An 18007-nucleotide genomic window follows, 5' to 3' on the forward strand; every position below is an offset into this window, starting at 1 on the left:
CCCCGTGGCCGCCCGCGGTGCCAGGCCCACCAGTATGGCGATGACGAAGCACACCATCGTGACGACGACGGCACCGCTCACCGTGGACACGGCCCCGTGAGCCACCCGTGCCAGCACGTCGCGCCCGAGCGAGTCGGCCCCCAGCGGAAGGGCGGCACTGGGCTCCGCGAGCTTGTCCGCGACAACGGCGTAGGGGTCGCGCCGGATCCCGACGGTCACCATGAGGGCCAGCAGGGCGGCACCGCTGACGGCGATGACGCGGGCAGCCCGCCCCGGGTGCTCCACCGGAGGCGGTGCTGTGAGTCCGCCCGCCCCAGCGGCCCGCCCCATGAGGAGGCGTCGGACCGCTCCGGCGATGACGCCGGTGGTCAGCGCCAGGGCGAGCAGCAGCAGGATCTGGGCCTGGAGAGCCGGCACGTCCTGGGCGGAGGCGGCGTCCAGCAGCTCGCGACCCAGTCCCGGGATGGCGAAGATCTTCTCCACGGCGACCGCACCGCCGGTCAGGGCGACGACGACGAGCGCCACCTGCCCGGTCAGTGGTGCCAGGGCCCGCCGCAGGACGGCCCCGGCCAGGGCCCGGCCTCGGATGCCGGCGGTGGACCAGGTGGCCACCCAGCGTTCGGAGAAGGTGGTGGTGACGGCGTCGGAGACGAGTCCGCCGAGGTAGCCGCCGGCGGGCAGTCCCAGGCTGAGGGCGGGCATGATGATCTTCTCGGGGCCGCCCCACCCGAAGGGCGGCAGGACCCGGAGGTAGACGGCCAGGACAAGCATGAGGATCGGGGCCAGGAGGTACTCGGGCAAGGAGATGAGGACCGCGGAGGCGGCGCCGCCGCGGGGCCGGGGACGCCCTCGCAGTCCATCACGCAGGGCGGGCAGGACCAGGGCGGCGGCAATGATCAGTCCGACGCCGAGCGCGGCGGCCATGAGGCTCAGGGAGACCCCGAATGCGTCGACGGCATCCGGCCCTACGGCGGCTCCCGAGACCCAGGAGCGTCCCAGGTCGCCGCGGGCCAGGCCGGCGAGCCAGTGGCCGATCACGTGGAGGGGACCTCCGTCGATCCCGATGCTCTTACGGATGGACTCCAGGACCTCCGGCGTGGGCTCCCGGTCGGAGGAGGTGGCGCGCAGGATCGTCAGGGCCGGGTCCTTGCCCGAGAGCCACGGCAGCATGCCCACCAGGCCGACGAGGCAGGCAAGGGCGAGCAGGCGCGAGATGCCGGTGACGACGTCGTGGCCTGCGCGCAGACGCCTGGCGACCCGGGTGAGCACGCCCCTCACTTCTTCACGGTCGTGGCCGAGGTGATGAGGTCGCGCTCACCCGGGTCGCGCTCGGCGCCCGAGACACCGGATGCCTCGCCCTGGAGGACGCGCTCGTGGGCGAGCGGGATGGCGGCACCGGTGACGAGGACGGCCTGCTCTGCGGCCATGATGGCCTGGCGCCGCTCGTCACCGGGCTCAATGGCTGCAGCCTTGGAGATGGCGGCGTCGACGTTCGGGTCAGACAGCCCACTCATGGAGTAGGAGCCGGAGGAGGAGAAGTCGGCGCTCATATAGGCGACGGCGTCGCCGGAGTCCAGGACGGTGGAGCGCGATACGAGGACGGCGTCGAACGTGCCGGCCAGGGCATCGGACTCGATCTGGTTGTACTCGCGCACGTCCTGAGTGACCTTGAAGCCGACGGCCTCGAGCTGCTGGGCCAGGAGGGGGACCATCTCGCCGAGCTCGGGGCGGTCGGTGTAGGAGGCCAGGGTGATGGCGGTTCCAGCGGGGACGCTTCCGACGGCGGTGGCGCCGGGGACCTTGCCGGAGGCGGCCGCACCCGAGGCGCCGGGGTAGGTCTCCTTCTTCCAGGTGCGTAGGTCGGCGGCCCAGGGCACGGCCGGCCCCAGGAGTCCGACAGGAGAGTCGGCGTGACCCTCGAAGACGGTCTTGATGAGGGCGGCGGGGTCGACGGCGTTGCGGGCGGCGGCGCGCAGGGCCGGGTCGGCGAAGGGGCCGGATCGGGTGTTGAGATAGAGGGTGGAGGTGCGCGGCGTGGACACCTCGTGGAGAAGGTTCTTGTCCACGTTGCCGGCCTGAGCGACGGGGACGGCCTCGACAATGTCGGCGGTGTCGGTGCGCAGGGCGTTTCCGCGGGCAGCGCCGTCGGGCACGTAGGTGACGTCGATGCCCGGGGCGGTGGCCTTCGTGCCCCAGTACTTGTCGTTGCGTTCCAGGGTGGCGCCGGAGGAGCCGTTGGCCTGCTTGAGGATGAAGGCGCCGGTACCGTGGCCGACGGGGTCGATGGCGCCGTCGGCGGAGCTCGGGTAGGCGGCCGGGGACAGGATGACGAGCTGGGGACTGGAGAGGCGCTGCGGCATGAGGGGGTCGGGGGCCGCGGTGGTCAGGAGGAGATCCTTGCCGTCGGCCTTCGCGGTGAGCTTGACTCCGTCCAGGACTCGCGGCGGCTTGGCGGCCGTGGCGGCGAAGGTGAGGGCGGAGGCCGCGTTCTCGGCACTCAGGGCGGTGCCGTCGTGGAAGGTGACGCCCTCACGCAGGGTGAGGCGCCAGGTGGTCTCGTCCTCGCGCTTCCAGGTGGTGGCGAGCAGCTCCTGGGCGTCGCCGTCGGCGGTGAGCTTGGTGAGGCTCTCGGCGCAGGACCAGCGAACGAGCTTGGAGCCGTCGTTGGTGAGCGGGTTGAGCTTGCTCTCGGGGGCGTGGAACATGGCCAGGCGGATACGGCCGTCGCCCGACGAGCTGCGCGAGCAGGAGGCGATGGCGGCGGCGCCGACTCCGATGCTGAGGGCGGCGAGGACCTGGCGGCGAGTGACGGCGGGGGCGGGCAAGGACATGGATGCTCCTTCGGGCCTGTGTCGGGGTGTCATCGGTCGGGGAGGTCGTCAGTCGGTTGTGGCGGTCGGCAGGGTGGGGACGGCGTCGCGCAGGGCACGGGTGGCCGGGTGGCTGGGCTCGGTGAGGAGGCGGCGCATGGGAGCGTCCTCGACGATGGCGCCGTCGGCCATGACCAGGGCCCGCTGGCAGACGCGGGCGACGGCGGCCAGGTCGTGCGACACCACCAGCAGGGCTGGGGCGGGCACGGCGCGGTCGCCGACCCGGGCGGGTCGGGCGCCGGCCTTGGCATCGGGCTCCGTCTCAACGCTTTTGCCGGCTTCGGCGTCGGCCTCGATGGAGGCGAGCAGGTCGAGGGTCTGGCGGCGCAGGGCGGGGTCCAGCCCGGAGACCGGCTCGTCGAGCAGGAGATAGCGCGGGGACAGGGCCAGCGCTCGGGCGATGGAGACCCGCTGAGCCTGGCCACCGGAGATCTCGTACGGTCGGCTCTCCCAGATCTCGTGCCGAACATCAAGGCTCTCCAGCATCTGCCGGGCTCGACAGACGGCCTCCTCGCGATCGTGCACCACCTCCAGGGTTCGCAGCGGGGTGGTCACCTGTGCCAGCACCGAGCGGCGCGGGTCGAGCGTGGCGGCGGCGTCCTGGGGCACGTACTGCACCACCCGCCGGAAGGCCCGCAGCGCTCGGGCACCACCTCGGCGCGCGGGCTCACCGTCGAGCAGGATCTCACCCGCATCTCCCGGGCCCGGGGAGTCGAGCAGTAGCAGTGCCCGCAGCAGCGTCGTCTTGCCGCATCCCGAACGCCCGATGAGTGCCACGTTCTCCCCCGGCTCCAGGCTCAGGTCCACGCCGCGCAGCACCGCGCGCCGCTCGCCGCCCAGCCCGGGGTGGGAGCGCGTCAGGCCACGGGTCTCAAGCCCGCTCATGCGGCGGCTCCCGCTGCGGCCAGGGCCCCGTCGATGGTCTCCTCGGCGGCGGCCTCGCACATGGCGGCCGTGACCGGGTGCTCGGGATGGGTCAGAACGGCCTGGGTGTTTCCCGACTCGATGACGGTGCCGTCGTGGAGGACGACGATGTTCTCGCAGAGGGCGGCGGCGGGCAGATCGTGGGTGATGAGGAGCAGGGCGGGGGCCTCGGGCAGGCTGATGAGGGAGCTCAGGAGCTCAAGGATCTCGGCTCGAGCGACGACGTCGAGGGCAGTGGTGGGCTCGTCGGCGATGATGAGGGAGGGCTCGGTGGCCAGGGCCAGGGCCAGGCTGATGCGTTGACGCTGGCCTCCGGAGAGGCGCCCGGGGACGCGGTCGGCGAAGGACTCGTCGAGCCCGACGGCGTAGAGGTAGTCGATGGCGCGCTGATCGGCCTCGCCCCGGGTGCGCCCGGCGGCCCGGGAGGCCAGGGAGATCTGGCGACCGACCGCGATGAGCGGGTGCAGGGCGGTCGAGTGGTCCTGCGCGACGAGGGCGATACGGCTGCTGCGGGGACGCCGCGCGGCAGGAAGCCCCAGTAGGTTGACGCCGCCCGCATCTCCTCCTTGGTCGAAGTCCGCGCGCGATCCGTTGTCAGAATCAACGTCATCGGCTTCGACGACCAGAGAGCCGGCGGCCTCCAGCGAGGCCGGGAGGGTGCCCGCGAGCGCAGCGCAGGTGAGGGACTTGCCGGCACCGGAGGCGCCGACCAGGGCGGTCCGGCTGCCGGGCGCGAGGTGCAGGTCGACGCCATCGACCAGCGCCTTGTCGCCGGAGCTCACCACCAGCGATCTGAGAACGATTGCCACACGCAAACCCTAGATGCGAGTGACAACGATTTTCAAATATGCAGTTGGTCAGCCCGGACCGTCACCGCCGACCCGTTCGGGCTACTTGACTCCGAGGCGCTTGAGGTCGCGCACGGCGCCCAGGTCGGCGCTGGTGGCGAGCATCGCGTAGGCGCGCAGTGCCGCAGAGACCTTGCGGGGGCGGTCCACGTGCGGGGTCCAGGCGGCCTCGCCGCGGGCCTCCTCCTCGGCGCGACGACGCTCGATCTCCTCATCGCTCAGTCGCACGGAGATGGAGCGGCGCGGGATATCGATGTCGATGATGTCGCCGCTGCGCACCAGGCCGATGAGTCCGCCGGCCGCCGCCTCCGGGGAGACGTGGCCGATGCTCAGGCCGGAGGTGCCCCCGGAGAAGCGCCCGTCGGTGAGCAGGGCGCACTCCTTACCCAGGTGCATGGACTTGATGTAGGTGGTCGGGTAGAGCATCTCCTGCATGCCGGGGCCGCCGCGAGGTCCCTCGTGGCTGATGATGACGACGTCACCGGACGTCACCTGCTTGCCAAGGATCCCGGCGACGGCGTCCTCCTGGGACTCGAAGACGACGGCGGGCCCGGAGAAGGTCAGGATCGACTCATCGACGCCGGCGGTCTTGACGATGCAGCCCTTCTCGGCGATGTTGCCGAAGAGGACGGCCAGGCCGCCGTCGGCGGAGTAGGCGTGCTCGATGTCGCGGATGCAGCCGCCTGTGCGGTCGGTGTCGAGGGACTCCCAGCGGGAGGCTTGGGAGAACATCTCGGTGGTGCGCACGCCGGCGGGGGCGGCGAGGTAGCCGGTGCGGATCTCCTCGCTGACCTGGGAGCCGGGGACGCCGTCGGGGCCGGGGCGGGCGATGTCGTAGGCGGCGAGCTCGTCGCCCAGGGTGGTGCCCAGGACGTTGGGGGTGGTGGTCTCCAGCAGTCCGCCGCGGTCGAGCTCGCCGAGGATGCCGATGATACCGCCGGCGCGGTGGACGTCCTCGATGTGGTAGAGGTTCGTCGACGGCGCGACCTTGGCCAGGTGGGGGACTTTGCGCGAGAGGCGGTCGATGTCGGCCATGGTGAAGTCGACCTCGGCCTCCTGGGCGGCGGCCAGCAGGTGCAGGACGGTGTTGGTCGAGCCGCCCATGGCGATGTCCAGGCTCATGGCGTTCTCGAAGGCGGCCTTGGTGGCGATGGAGCGCGGCAGGACGGAGTCGTCGTCGTGCTCGTAGTAGGCCCGGGTGATCTCGACGATCTGGTGGCCGACCCGCTTGAAGAGCTCGCCGCGGTCGGCGTGGGTGGCCAGCAGGGTGCCGTTCATGGGCAGAGCCAGCCCGAGGGCCTCGGTGAGGCAGTTCATGGAGTTGGCGGTGAACATGCCCGAGCAGGAGCCGCAGGTGGGGCAGGCCAGGCGCTCGATGGCGCTGATGGTCTCGTCGGCGACCGTGGGGTCGGCGGCGTCCATCATGGCGTCGATGAGGTCGAGCTTGCGGGTGGTGCCGTCGGCGGCGGTCATCTTGCCCGACTCCATGGGGCCACCGGAGATGAAGATGGCCGGGATGTTGAGGCGCATGGCGGCCATGAGCATGCCCGGGGTGATCTTGTCGCAGTTGGAGATGCACACGAGGGCGTCGGCGCAGTGGGCGCTGACCATGTACTCCACGGAGTCGGCGATGAGGTCGCGGCTGGGAAGGGAGTAGAGCATGCCGTCGTGGCCCATGGCGATGCCGTCGTCGACAGCGATCGTGTTGAACTCCTTGGCCAGGCCGCCGGCGGCCTCGATCTCGGTGGCCACGAGGCGTCCGACGTCGCGCAGGCCCACGTGCCCGGGGACGAACTGGGTGAAGGAGTTCGCGATGGCGATGATAGGTTTACCGAAGTCGGAGTCCTTGACGCCCGTGGCCCGCCACAGCGCACGGGCGCCCGCCATGTTGCGGCCATGGGTGGAGGTGGCGCTGCGGTACTGCGGCATGAGCGGTTCCTTTTCGGGCAGGCGGACTGGAACGGCGTCGCAAGGAGCCGGCCGCAGGGGAATGGCCAGCGCTTCACGACGCCGTGTTGCCACAGCGTATCCCCCACCGGCCCGTCCTGACGCACCGAGATCCGTCCCTGAGACGTGATACCGCCGACCCGGCGCGGTTCCGGGGGCTCTCCCGCCTCGACGTCGATGCCGATCCCGAGGCCATCGCGGCCAGTATTTCCGGAACACTCGACTTGCGTGACTGTGCGTGCCGGGGCAGACACTCCTGGCACAGTCATCGGCCGCGGTGACGACGCTTGGCCCGCTGACGACGTCGAGCCCAGTCCTCGTCCGCCTTCTGGCGACGACGTCGACTCCGGTCACGGGAGGCACGGGTCGCGGTCTCCTCACGGGCAGCGGCCAGTGCGGCCTGCGCGGCCGTGGATGGGCGCGCCCGGGCGGCCTCCTTGGCGGCCTGTCGGGCGGCGCGCTTGGGGTTGGGGTGACGAGACGACGAGCCCGCCGATCTGGATGCCGGCGCCGGAGGAGAAGCTGTGGCACGGTCGATGAGCTCGCCGCTGCGGGCCAGGAGGAAGTCGTAAAGCTCGACGTCACTGGGCTCGGCGCCGAAGACGTGCCGCACCGCCCGCACAGTGATCTCCTAACCGATCATGTCACCGCCACGATGACGTTCGTGGTGCTCGAGAACGCCGACCCAGAAGCGGCCGTCGAAGTAGAGGGTGAACTGGGCCGAGATGCTGACGGGGACGCCGGCCTGGTTGTCGGAGACGGACATACGGGCTCCTTCGGGTGCGAGGGATCGCACCCGGCGCAGCAGGAGTCCCCGCGGCGGCCGATGAACGGCGGCCGCGAGGTGACGAACGCCTGGTTATCGCTTGCCCACGACGAGGTTGGGGCAGGTCCGGGGCCTGCAGCCCCGACGGCGTCATCCGGACTTCCTCCGGACCGTGCAGTTCGCGCTACCGGGTGTGCGCAAGTGCGCCACCCTCAGACTATCGCAGCTATCGCCGGGCCGAGCCGCCGGAGGGCACGTAACGACGCCCTCGTGCCTGCATCGGAGGCACGGACGTCTCCTTGGGGCGAGCGTTTCGACTACCCCGGGGGAGCAGCCGGAGCCCCGTGGCAGCGGTCGCGGTCGACGGCTGGACCTGAGAGGCGCTCGCCCCTAGCCGTTCAGGCGTAGCTGGCAGTGATCCGGTGTGAGGCGCCATCAAGAGTCATGGTTCCACCGTGCGGCACGATCCACTGGGGGCGGGTGTGTCCGAAGGGGACCCCTACGCAGATGACCGCCTCAGGGTTGTAGTGCCCGATGGTCTCGACGACGGCGTCGCGCTGCTCTGCTCGGAAGCGGGCCCTGGCCGGGGCGTCCCGGCGGTCCTCCAACGAGGAGGCGGGCGGGCGGGCCACGAGGACCGCGTCGACGGCGGCCAGCAGTCCGCGCTCGCCCATGGCGCGCAGGATCCACCCCACCTCAGAAGCCGACGGGAGCATCTCGGAGGTCTCGATGAGCATGACGGCGCCGTCCAGGACGTGGGGGTCGGCCGGGAACCTGCCGGCGGTCAGCACCCACTGGAGCACCTCGAGGCAACCGCCCCAGGTGGGGCCGGTCACCGAGCGGGACGGGCCCGCCCAGGTCCAGGGCTCGGTGGCCTCGCGCTCACCGAACTCGGTGAGGGCACGGGGATCGAGCCAGTCTTGCCCGATGTCCTCGGACTCCCCGGGCTCAGTGATCTCCAGCTCAGCCCCGGTCAGCAACGCAGCCCGCAGCGAGTCGAGGTGGATCGGGTCGACGTGTGGGCCCGGGCCGACGTGGACCTGGGTGGAGCCGCCGTAGAAGCTGGCGATGCCCAGCGACCACAGCCACTGGTGGAGGTTCGTATTGTCGCTGTACCCGAGGAAGGGCTTGGGGTCCGACAGGGCCGCGGCGCCGTCGAGGTGCGGTATGACCGCGATCTGGTCATCGCCGCCCACGGTCGCCACGATCGCGCGGATGCTTGGATCGGCGAAGGCGGCATTGATGTCACGGGCGCGTTCCTCGGGCGAGGCGCCGAGCTGCCTCGTGGTCGGGTACTCCACGGGGACCAGGCCGGTGAGAGCGGTGAGCCTGGCCATGGCCTGCTCGTGAACCGCCGGAGCGAAGGCCGGTGCCGCCAGGGACGGGGACAGGATCGCGACGCGATCACCGGAACAGGCCTTGGGCGGAAGCAGCTTCATCGCGCCATTACAGCAGTCGTGTGAGGAGACAGGCAAGCATCCCGGCAGGTGAGCTCGAACGACAGGGCACGGGCGCTCATGGGTCAGGGCCTCGACGTCGACCTTGGGCGGGGCTCGGGGCCCGCGACCGTTGTGGCGATGTCCGTGACGTCGACGATCCACTTATCCACGTATCTGCCAACCATCCGCAGGTGGATGCTGAGCCACCCAGGGGCGGACGAGAGGCCCTCGCGCCTGCTTACAGAACGCCCAGGATCTCGGTGACGAAGACAAGGGTGTCGCCGCCGCGAATGCCGGCCTGCGGGACGCCACGGGCGCCGTAGCCGAGGGCGGAGGGGATGGACAGCAGGAGGCGCGAACCCACGCGCTGGCCCACGAGGGCGTCGTCCCAGCCGCGGATGACCATGCCGACGCCGACCTGGAAGTTCAGCGGCTGACCGCGGTCGTAGGAGTTGTCGAAGACGTCGCCGCCCCAGATCTGCCCCAGGTAGTGGGCCACGATCGTGTCACCGGCCTCGACCACCTGGCCGTCGCCGGCGTCGAGCACCTGGACCTGCAGCCCCTCGGGAGCCTCGGAACCAGGGAAGGTGAGTGTGGGCTTGGAGCCCTTGGCGCCCTCGACGGAGGGCATATTGGTGTTGATCATGCGGAGAGCCTACGTGAGGGACTCCATCCGACGCCGCAGCGGACCTCGGCCCGGCGCGAAGTGTGCACAGCACCAGGCACCTCACGATACTCCGGAACATGTCCGGGCGACTGCCGGGACGTCCGCGGAGCAGCCACCGACTGCGCGGCGGGGCCGGAACGCATGCCTGGGCATGGCGTCCCGGCCCCGACCGAGATGACGAAATGAGCCAGCCGGACCGGATCCGCCCGGAGCCCTCTCGGCTTGATTCAGTCGCGGAAGTATCTCAACAGGCGGAGGAACTCCACGTAGAGCCACACGATGGTGACCACCAGACCGAAGGCCGCTGCCCAGGCGTAGCGCCGGGGCAGCCCGTTGCGGACCCCGTTGTCAATGGACTCGAAGTCGACCGCCAGGAAGAAGGAGGCCATGATGACGGCGAAGATGCCAAGGACGACCCCCAACGGGATCCCCATGATCGTGATGGAGCGCAGCCCCCAGGCCCCGGTGGTCACGCCGGTCATCATGAGACCGAGGTTGATCAGACAGAAAAGCCCGTAGCCGAGCGAGGCCACGATCAGAACCCGACGCCACCGTCCCTGAACCCGGAATCCGCCGTAGGAGTAGGCGGCGAGCATGATGGCGAAGGTCGCCACTGTTGCCAGCACAGCCTGGATGACGATGCCCTCGTAGCGGGCCTCCATGAAGCCGGACAGGCCGCCGAGCATGAGGCCCTCGAAGACCGCATAGGTCAGGATGAGGGCCGGGGAGGGCTCCCGTTTGAAGGAGTTGACCAGCCCCAGGATCAGACTGCCGAAGACACCGGCGAGCATCGCCATGGCCCCCAGTCCGGCGGTCGACTCATCGGTACTGGTGACCAGGTTCCAGGACAGGGCGCCCGAGGCCAGGATGACGGCGAACATACCGACGGTACGGATGATGACGTCGTCGTAGGTCATGCGACGCATGTCCGCGTTGGTGGCTGACGGCGCCTGGTACTGGGCCTCCAGGCCGGCCACCTGATCGGGGCTCACCTGGCCGTAATCGACACTCTGCCCGTACTGCCCGTACTGAGGCTCGTAGCCGGTGGCCTGCCGGCCGTACTGACCGGCCTGGTAGCCGGGCATCGTGGGGTAGCCGTTGGGTGTCTGGGTCGGGGCCGCCCCGGGCGCCCGGCCGCCGGCCTGAAAGGCGGTGCTGCGGCTGAAGAATGGGTTGCTCATGATCCTCTCATCCTCTCTGAGGGGTCTGGGACGAGCGGACTGGAAGGACCGCCGCTCACAGCCCGGCCGACCCGCTGGGCCGCTGCCGGAAACTGACATCATTATGCGCATCTCCAGTGCACGGAGGGAAACTCTTTTCCCTGACGACGTAGCGATTCGGGGAAACGTCCCCATGCGCACCGGCGGCCCCGACTCCGGCGATCGGTCAACAACTGATCGGTTCTCATCCTCCAGGAGGATCCGCATCCACCTGAAGGTCGCCCCGGCCGGTCGCGGGTTCGTCACCCCGGCCGATCCGCCGGTGGCAGTGCCCTCCTAGGCTGGAGCCATCAGGCCGGAGCCCGGTGGACCCACCGGGGCGACCGACCGCAGAACAGCAGCGGACAAGCAGCGAGGGCCTGAGCCCGGCACCCGCGGCCGCTGACACGTATCACCCGCCTTCACCAAGGCCTACTTCCGAGAGGGAACATCATGATCGAGGCAGTCAATCTCACCAAGCGCTACGGCGACAAGACCGCGGTGGACAACGTCTCCTTCACCGTGGAGCCCGGCACGGTGACCGGGTTCCTGGGCCCCAACGGGGCGGGCAAGTCCACCACGATGCGCATGATCATGGGCCTGGACAAGCCCACTAACGGCAAGGTCACCGTCAACGGGCGTCCCTACCGGGAGCTGTCCGCCCCCTTGTGCGAGGTCGGCGCCCTGCTGGACGCCAAGGGCCTGCACGGATCGCGCAGCGCCCGTAGCCACCTGCGCCAGCTGGCCGCCTCCAACGGCATCCCCGCCAAGCGGGTCGACGAGGTCCTGGAGATCACCGGCCTGACCTCAGTGGCCAAGAAGCGTGTCAAGGGCTTCTCCCTGGGCATGGGCCAGCGCCTGGGCATCGCCGCAGCCCTGCTGGGCGACCCCGGCGTGCTCCTGTTCGACGAGCCCGTCAACGGCCTGGACCCCGAGGGCGTCAAGTGGGTGCGTGATACCTGCCGTCGTCTGGCCGGCGAGGGCCGCACCGTGTTCATCTCCTCGCACCTGATGAGCGAGATGGCACTGACCGCCGACCACCTCCTGGTCATCGGCCGCGGCCGCATCCTGTCGTCCGGCCCGGTCGACGACGTCATCGCCTCGGCCACCACCGACCGCGTGCGCGTGGCCTCCCCCCAGGCCTCCCGGCTCGCCGAGCTCATGGCCTCCCACAAGCTGGCCGCGCGCCCCGTTGAGCCCAGCGTCCTGGAGACCACCGCGACCACCGCCGCCACCATCGGCGAGATCGCCGCCAAGAACGGCATCGTCCTGCACGAGCTCACCACCATCCGCGCCAGCCTCGAAGAGGCCTACCTGACCCTGACCAACGACTCCGTGGAGTACCGCACCGACCTCACCCACCAGGGGGTGCCCCAGGCCCAGGGGCAGCCGGTACAGCAGCCGGCGCGGCAGAGCGCCCCCCGGCGCTGAGGCCCCTGCGTCAGACCGCGGAGCCAGGCCGCCGGTCACCATTCGTCCCATTCATCTCGCACCAGAAAGTCCTGTCATGACTACCAGCACCCCCGCCAATGCCCCGGCGAGCATCACCGCGGGCGCCGCCCTGCGAACCGCTGTCGGAAGCACCGCCCCCAGACCCGTCGCCTCGACGATCACGGGCCGCCAGACCCTCCTACGCTCCATCGCCGCGGAGTGGGTCAAGTTCTGGACCCTGCGCTCGACCTGGATCACCTCCTTCGTCGCCGTCGCCCTGATCGTCCTGTTCAGTGCCGGTACCGCCATCGGTTTCGCACAGTCCGAGAAGTACCTGGAAGTGAGCAAGCTCATGATCACCTTCGGTCTGACCTTCGGGCGGATCGTGGTGGCGGTGCTGGGAGCCCTCATCATCACCGGGGAGTACGCCTCCGGACAGATCCGCTCCTCCCTGGCCGCCGTACCCAGACGCGGACGGCTCCTGCTGTCCAAGGCCGTGGTCCTGAGCGTCGTCGCCTTCCTCCTGGGATCGGGGTCCGTCCTCCTGTCCTGGGCGATCTCCAAGCCCTTCCTCGGCGAGCACGCCGGCTCACTCACCGACTGGGACTACTCCGCCTACATCTTGGGCTCGGGCCTGGACTGCGTGGGCATCGCCCTGATGGCCCTGGGCATCGGCTTCCTGCTGCGCTCCACCGCCGGCGCCATCACCATGATCGTCTCCCTCCTGTTCGTCGCTGACCTCCCGCTCCAGATGATGTCCCAGAAGTGGGAATGGGCCGGCAAGCTCATGGAGTGCCTGCCCCGAAGCGTCGCCGCGGCCCTCTCCGACCTGTCCATCAATTGGAGCGACGGCACCCACTCCCTCACCCAGAGCCAGGCCATCGCGATCTTCGCCGCCTGGGCGATCATCCCAGTCATCGCCGCCTGGCTCGTCTTCTCCCGACGCGACGCCTGAGCCGGCGAACCGCCCACAGCAAACGGAGGTCATGACCCATGTCAGCCCCCACACCTCCTCACACGATCTCCCCCTCCACCGCGTCTCGGGAGAGCTCCGGCTCTCCCGAGACGGCGGCCGCGCTCCGCTCAGCCCTGACCAACCCGGCCCTCCTGCGGGCCATGGTCCGCTCCCTACCGACGACGGCCCCCGTCACCGGCCACTCACCACCCACCGCCCCAGATGCCGAGCAGACGAACCGCCCCCGCCGGCGACAGAAGTCTCAACGGCGGAAGTCGCCGTCGATGACAACCCCGTGGAATGAGACACTGAGCCCCATGTCCAGCCAGCTGCCCAGTCCCCAGCCCGGACGCCCCGCCGCCGAGGCGCGCGCGAATGATGACTCGGAGCTCCAGTCGCGCCTGACCCCCAGGGGCCTGCTGGGAGCGGTCAGACGCTGGTACCACCGCCACCCGGCAATGGTCGACATCCTCATCGCCCTCGGAGTCACTGCATTAAATCTTCTGGGGGTTTTCACTCTTCTGACCGAGAGCAAACTGGCGAGCACCTATGGCTCAGTACTGCCCTTGACAATCCTCGTGCTGGGACTCTCCGGGGTGGCGCTGGCGTTACGGAGACGCTTCCCCGTCTGGATATGGGCGGCACTCCTCATCCTCCCGGAGATCCACCAGGCCGTCATCGATGCGATTCTTCCCATCACCCAGGATGAATCGATATACATCGCTCTCAGTGTCGGATTCATGACCTGGTTGGGCGTCCCCATCACGCTGGGCACGATCGCCTCGCACTGCAGACCGACTATCGCCTGGACGACATGGGCCGTCACCATGGGCGTGTGCAGCGCGACTATCATCCTCAAGGACCCCTCCTTCACGCTTGAATCGTTCATTCGTGAAATGACCCTCGCCGCCCTCGTCATGACTATCGGCACCCTGGTGGGCCTTAACACCCGCAACGCCCGCCTGCGCATCGAGGCGCTGGAGACCCGCTCGGCCCGAGTAGCACTGGCCCGCGAACAAGGTGCACTGCTGGCGGCAGCCGAGGAGCGCAGCCGTATCGCCCGGGAGATGCACGACGTCATCGCCCACTCCCTGGCCGTCATGATCACCATGGCCGACGGTGCGTCCGCCACCGTGGAGCGCAACCCCGCCACCGCCAAGCAGGCCATGGAGACCCTGGCGGAGGCCGGGCGCAGTGCTCTGGCGGATACCCGGCGCCTGGTGGGGGTCCTGCGGGAGGACCCGTCGGTCGCCACAGGCCCCACTGCCGACTCCGCGGAGCCTGCGGCCTGCCCCACAGCGGAATCGGGGGCGACCACAGGCTCCGACCGTCCCGCTTCACCGAGTCGCCCCCGGTGGCGTCGCGGGGGGAGGACGAGCTCACCGGACCTGTCCGCTCCTTCTGCGACCTCCGCGTCGTCAGCCCGGGACCACGAGGTCCGCGACGTACCGGTGCCCGAGTTCGCACCACCGGGGACGGTGGTACCGGTGGAGCCCAGCGCCCCCATCACGAGCCTGCGGCTGCAGGCCACCGACGGCGGGGCCGACCGCTCCCGGGGGGAGCTGCCGCTGGCACCGGCCCCCGAGCAGGCCGACATCGCCGACCTGGTCAGGCGCTTCGAGACGGCGGGCGTCCCCGTCAGCTACCGGTGGGTCGGCGCGTCCCTCCCGGAGGACAAGACACTCCAGCTCACTCTCTTCCGCATCGCCCAGGAGGCTCTGACCAACGTGCTGCGCTACGCCCCGACGACACCGGCCGTCAGCGTCGACGTCAGGCGGCACATCGGAACCGTGATCCTGACCGTGGACAACGAGGCGGCTCCCGGGACACGCCCGATGCACGGCTCCGGGAAGGGACTCATCGGCATGCGGGAGCGCGCATCGGTCTATGGTGGGACCGTACAGGCTGGCCCGACCCCCACTGGCTGGCAAGTCCGCGCTGTCCTGCGCTGGGATGAGTATGACGAAGGGACCTCCTCGTGGCAGACACCCCTGTGACTAACGGTGAACCTCCCCGGCCCGGCAGGACCGACAGACCCGGTGCCGTCAGCGGTCCGATCAGCGTCGTGCTCGCCGACGACCAGGCGCTCATGCGGATGGGCTTCCGCATGGTCCTGGAGGCCGAGGACGACATCAACGTCGTCGGCGAGGCATCCGACGGGACGGCCGCCCTGGCGCAGGCCAAGGCGTTGAACCCCGACATCATCCTCATGGACGTGCGCATGCCGGGCATGAACGGCATCGAGGCCACCGGGCTCATCACCCGGGAGTGCCCGGGCACGCGCGTCCTCATCCTGACCACCTTCGACCTGGACGACTACGCCTTCGCCGGGCTGCGCGCCGGGGCCTCGGGATTCCTGCTCAAGGACACCAGGCCCACCGAGCTCGCCGAGGCGATCCGCACAGTGGCCTCCGGGGAGGCGGTCGTCTCACCGCGCATCACCCAGCGGATGCTGGAGATGTTCGCCTCCTCTCTACCGAGCTCGGGAGCGCCGCCCCGGATCTCGGACTCGCGGATCGACGCGCTGACCCCACGGGAGAAGGAGATCCTGGTACTCATGAGCCAGGGCCTGTCGAATGCGGAGATCGCCGAGCACCTCGTTGTCTCGGCCACCACTGTCAAAACCCATGTGGGCAACGTGCTTGCCAAGCTCGACGTCCGCGACCGAGTCCAGGCCGTCGTCGTCGCCTACGAGACCGGCCTCATGACCTGACCGGAGATCCTCTGTGGGCGATGGCTGATCCATCATGCATACCCCGGCGCACAATGCCGCATAGCATGGTGGTGAAGCGACAGTAAGACGATGTCCGCCCGGTAGGAGCGTGACGGTTCTTTGCGCGAACAGGGACGTTCGACGTACGTCGTGTCGTTAAAGCTCCTGAACCATCCCAATACACCGATAGGCAGCACCCATCGCATTCTCTAGCACGAGAATACAGCATCATGGAACACCGCAATCATCACTCCCCCCTCCCCTCGAAGCATCCCCGGCACCGGCTCCCGCCCACAGGTCCGACCCTCCGGTCTCCCCCGACGGGCGCCCACCATCACGCCTGCCATGGCCGTCGCGCCCCGTCTGCCTCCTCGTGGCCCTCGTCCTGGCCCTGGCCGTCCTCGTTGTCGGCCCGCGCACGCCCCGTCTAGACGACGCCGTCTCCGGTGACCGCGCCCTGGCCGCTCAGGTTCACGACATCCTGGGGAGCGATCTGACGGGCGCCACCGCCCTCCACGTCAGTGTCATCACTCCCGACGGAGTGCGTCACGCCGGCCTGGGCCACGACTCCTCAGATCATGTGCCCGCCGCGGACACCCCATCGGGGCTGGCCTCCGTCACCAAGACCTTCACCGGTCAGCTCCTCGCCGATGCCGTCACCCGCGGCGAGGTCAGCGAGGATGATCGTCTGGAGACCTACCTGCCAGAGCTGACCGGGACGCCGACGGGCGGGACGACGCTCAGCGAGCTCGCCTCCCACCGCGCCGGACTGCCGCTCTTCCCTCCGGGGGTCATGCCGCGCATCTACGCGGACTTCTTCACCGGTTGGGGCGACACCGCCTCGGTGACAACCGAGGAGTTCATCTCCCGAGTGGGCAAGGCCTCCCTCACCGACAGGGGCACCTACTCGTACTCGGACCTCGGCGCGACGCTGCTCGGTCACGCCCTGGCACGGGCCACGGGATACGGATCCTGGGGGGAGCTGGTATCCGACCGTCTTCTGAAACCGATCGGCATGACCCACACCGTCTTCGCATCCACCCGCTCGCAGATCCCCGGCGACGCCGTTCCCGGGAACGCTGGCAACGGACGCAATGTCATGCCGTGGGTGGGGGAGGGATCGCTCCCTTCCGGGGCCGCGACCTGGACAACGTCGGCGGACATGGCGGCCTACGCCCAGGCCCTTCTGGTGGGCACAGCACCTGGCGGGACCCGAGCGATGGAGCCGCGCTGGGACGCCGACGACGGCCAGAGAGTCGGCCTTGCCTGGCACAGTGAGGAGATCGACGGACGAACCGTCGCCGAGCACGACGGAGGCGCCCCCGATTTCGCGACCATGCTCATGATCGACCCCGCTCGACAGGTCGCCGTCTACGTCACCGCTGACACGTTCAGCCCACTGCCACGACTGCTCGCCAAGCAGCTCATCCAAGATCCGCAGACGCCCTTGACGCGGCCGGGTCTAAGCGAGTCCTTCAAAGCCCCTCAGTCGATCGCGACCGCCATCATCGGCGCCCTCGCCGTAGTCGCCGTTCTCATGGAACTCGTGAGCGCGGAACGGCTGCGCTCGCGCGCAACCCTGGCGGCCGGACTCGCCGACCTGACAGCGTGGGCACTAGTGGGGGCGGTTCTCGGGCCATGGGACGTGGTGCCGTCCTGGACATTCGTCCTCTTGGCCGCGGCCGCCATCTATGCGGCGCTGCGGATGCTGGTTCGATGGCGGGCGCTGCCATGGCTGCCCGCTCGCCTGCGCTGGTGGGCGTGGATGCGCCTGGTGCTGGCGGTGGCCTGGCTCATGGCGGCAGTCTTCATCGCCTGGCCCAAGGCTTAGCACGCTCACGCAGCGATCGTCCGCGAGCGGGTGCAGACCGTCGTCGTCACCTACGAGACCGGCCTCATGGCCTAGCCTCGGGCAACCTCGTCGGGACAGCCGCCGACGGATCGGGCGGGACCGGTACCCTCAGCAACCATCCGCGCCCTCGAGCACCTCTCCTGCCCGCCTTAATGCAAGCTGTCTCGCGTCAGCGAGGCGCGTGGAGGCGCTGCTGAGCGGCGTCGAAACCGAGTGTGACGACCTGCTCGACGGCGTCGGCGGCCCGCTCCAGGGTCACGCCGAGGTCGGCGCGCTCGCGGCCGGGGAAGTCGGACAGGACGAAGCCGGAAGGATCCTGGCGGCCCGGCGGGCGGCCGATACCCACGCGCAGGCGCGCGTAGTCCTTGGTGGAGACGGACTTGCTGATGGAGCGCA

General features: G+C 69.7%; 15 protein-coding genes and 1 pseudogene. 5 read left to right on the plus strand and 11 right to left on the minus strand.

What is annotated here, in order from left to right; translation table 11 throughout:
• From RWR81_RS09025 to RWR81_RS09070, 10 genes are all read right to left on the minus strand, one after another.
• Window positions 1-1278, minus strand: a 1278-nt coding sequence (locus RWR81_RS09025; protein ID WP_314457023.1) for an ABC transporter permease subunit, incomplete at its 3' end; no start/stop codon positions are given.
• On the minus strand, window positions 1275-2831 hold the full coding sequence (locus RWR81_RS09030) for an ABC transporter substrate-binding protein (protein ID WP_314457025.1): 1557 nt from the start codon (window positions 2829-2831) through the stop codon (window positions 1275-1277). The genes RWR81_RS09025 and RWR81_RS09030, both read right to left, overlap by 4 nt.
• Window positions 2832-2879: 48 nt before the next feature.
• Window positions 2880-3755, minus strand: a complete 876-nt coding sequence (locus RWR81_RS09035; protein ID WP_314457027.1) for an ATP-binding cassette domain-containing protein — start codon at window positions 3753-3755, stop codon at window positions 2880-2882.
• Window positions 3752-4603: an ATP-binding cassette domain-containing protein gene (locus tag RWR81_RS09040; protein ID WP_314457029.1), complete on the minus strand. Its 852-nt coding sequence runs from the start codon at window positions 4601-4603 to the stop codon at window positions 3752-3754. Before RWR81_RS09040 ends, RWR81_RS09035 begins: the two co-directional genes overlap by 4 nt.
• A gap of 81 nt (window positions 4604-4684) precedes the next feature.
• Window positions 4685-6571, minus strand: coding sequence for a dihydroxy-acid dehydratase (gene ilvD / locus RWR81_RS09045; RefSeq protein WP_314457031.1), 1887 nt, complete (start codon window positions 6569-6571; stop codon window positions 4685-4687).
• A 283-nt stretch (window positions 6572-6854) separates the two neighbouring features.
• Window positions 6855-7211: a DUF2992 family protein gene (locus RWR81_RS09050; RefSeq protein ID WP_314457033.1), complete on the minus strand. Its 357-nt coding sequence runs from the start codon at window positions 7209-7211 to the stop codon at window positions 6855-6857.
• 9 nt (window positions 7212-7220) lie between these two features.
• Window positions 7221-7355 (minus strand): hypothetical protein, encoded by a 135-nt coding sequence (locus tag RWR81_RS09055; protein WP_314457035.1) that lies wholly within the window; start codon window positions 7353-7355, stop codon window positions 7221-7223.
• Window positions 7356-7753: 398 nt separating this feature from the next.
• Entirely contained in the window at window positions 7754-8794 is a 1041-nt protein-coding gene (locus RWR81_RS09060; protein ID WP_314457037.1) for an LD-carboxypeptidase, read from the minus strand.
• Window positions 8795-9032: 238 nt separating this feature from the next.
• Window positions 9033-9440: an FKBP-type peptidyl-prolyl cis-trans isomerase gene (locus RWR81_RS09065; protein ID WP_314457039.1), complete on the minus strand. Its 408-nt coding sequence runs from the start codon at window positions 9438-9440 to the stop codon at window positions 9033-9035.
• A 248-nt stretch (window positions 9441-9688) separates the two neighbouring features.
• The gene (locus RWR81_RS09070; RefSeq protein WP_314457040.1) at window positions 9689-10642 is read right to left on the minus strand and encodes a Bax inhibitor-1/YccA family protein; all 954 of its coding nucleotides are present in this window, start codon (window positions 10640-10642) and stop codon (window positions 9689-9691) included.
• A 471-nt stretch (window positions 10643-11113) separates the two neighbouring features.
• On the opposite strand from RWR81_RS09070, the gene RWR81_RS09075 reads away from it, so the two are divergent.
• From RWR81_RS09075 to RWR81_RS09095, 5 genes are all read left to right on the plus strand, one after another.
• The gene (locus RWR81_RS09075) at window positions 11114-12091 is read left to right on the plus strand and encodes an ABC transporter ATP-binding protein (RefSeq protein WP_314457042.1); all 978 of its coding nucleotides are present in this window, start codon (window positions 11114-11116) and stop codon (window positions 12089-12091) included.
• Between the two features lie 76 nt (window positions 12092-12167).
• Window positions 12168-13046 carry an ABC transporter permease subunit gene (locus tag RWR81_RS09080; RefSeq protein ID WP_314457044.1) on the plus strand — a complete coding sequence of 293 codons (879 nt, stop codon included), beginning with the start codon at window positions 12168-12170 and terminating at the stop codon, window positions 13044-13046.
• Window positions 13047-13084: 38 nt separating this feature from the next.
• Window positions 13085-15043 carry a histidine kinase gene (locus tag RWR81_RS09085; protein ID WP_314457047.1) on the plus strand — a complete coding sequence of 653 codons (1959 nt, stop codon included), beginning with the start codon at window positions 13085-13087 and terminating at the stop codon, window positions 15041-15043.
• Complete coding sequence (locus tag RWR81_RS09090) at window positions 15025-15759, plus strand: response regulator transcription factor (protein ID WP_314457049.1); 735 nt, start codon at window positions 15025-15027, stop codon at window positions 15757-15759. The genes RWR81_RS09085 and RWR81_RS09090 overlap by 19 nt, the downstream gene beginning before the upstream one ends.
• Before the next feature lie 373 nt (window positions 15760-16132).
• Complete coding sequence (locus tag RWR81_RS09095) at window positions 16133-17590, plus strand: serine hydrolase domain-containing protein (RefSeq protein ID WP_314457051.1); 1458 nt, start codon at window positions 16133-16135, stop codon at window positions 17588-17590.
• Window positions 17591-17780: 190 nt separating this feature from the next.
• Here the strand turns inward: RWR81_RS09095 and RWR81_RS09100 are convergent.
• A pseudogene (locus RWR81_RS09100) lies at window positions 17781-18007 on the minus strand (aminoacyl-tRNA hydrolase); the annotation flags it as partial.

Source organism: uncultured Actinomyces sp. (genome assembly GCF_963526355.1).
Classification (GTDB): domain Bacteria; phylum Actinomycetota; class Actinomycetes; order Actinomycetales; family Actinomycetaceae; genus Actinomyces.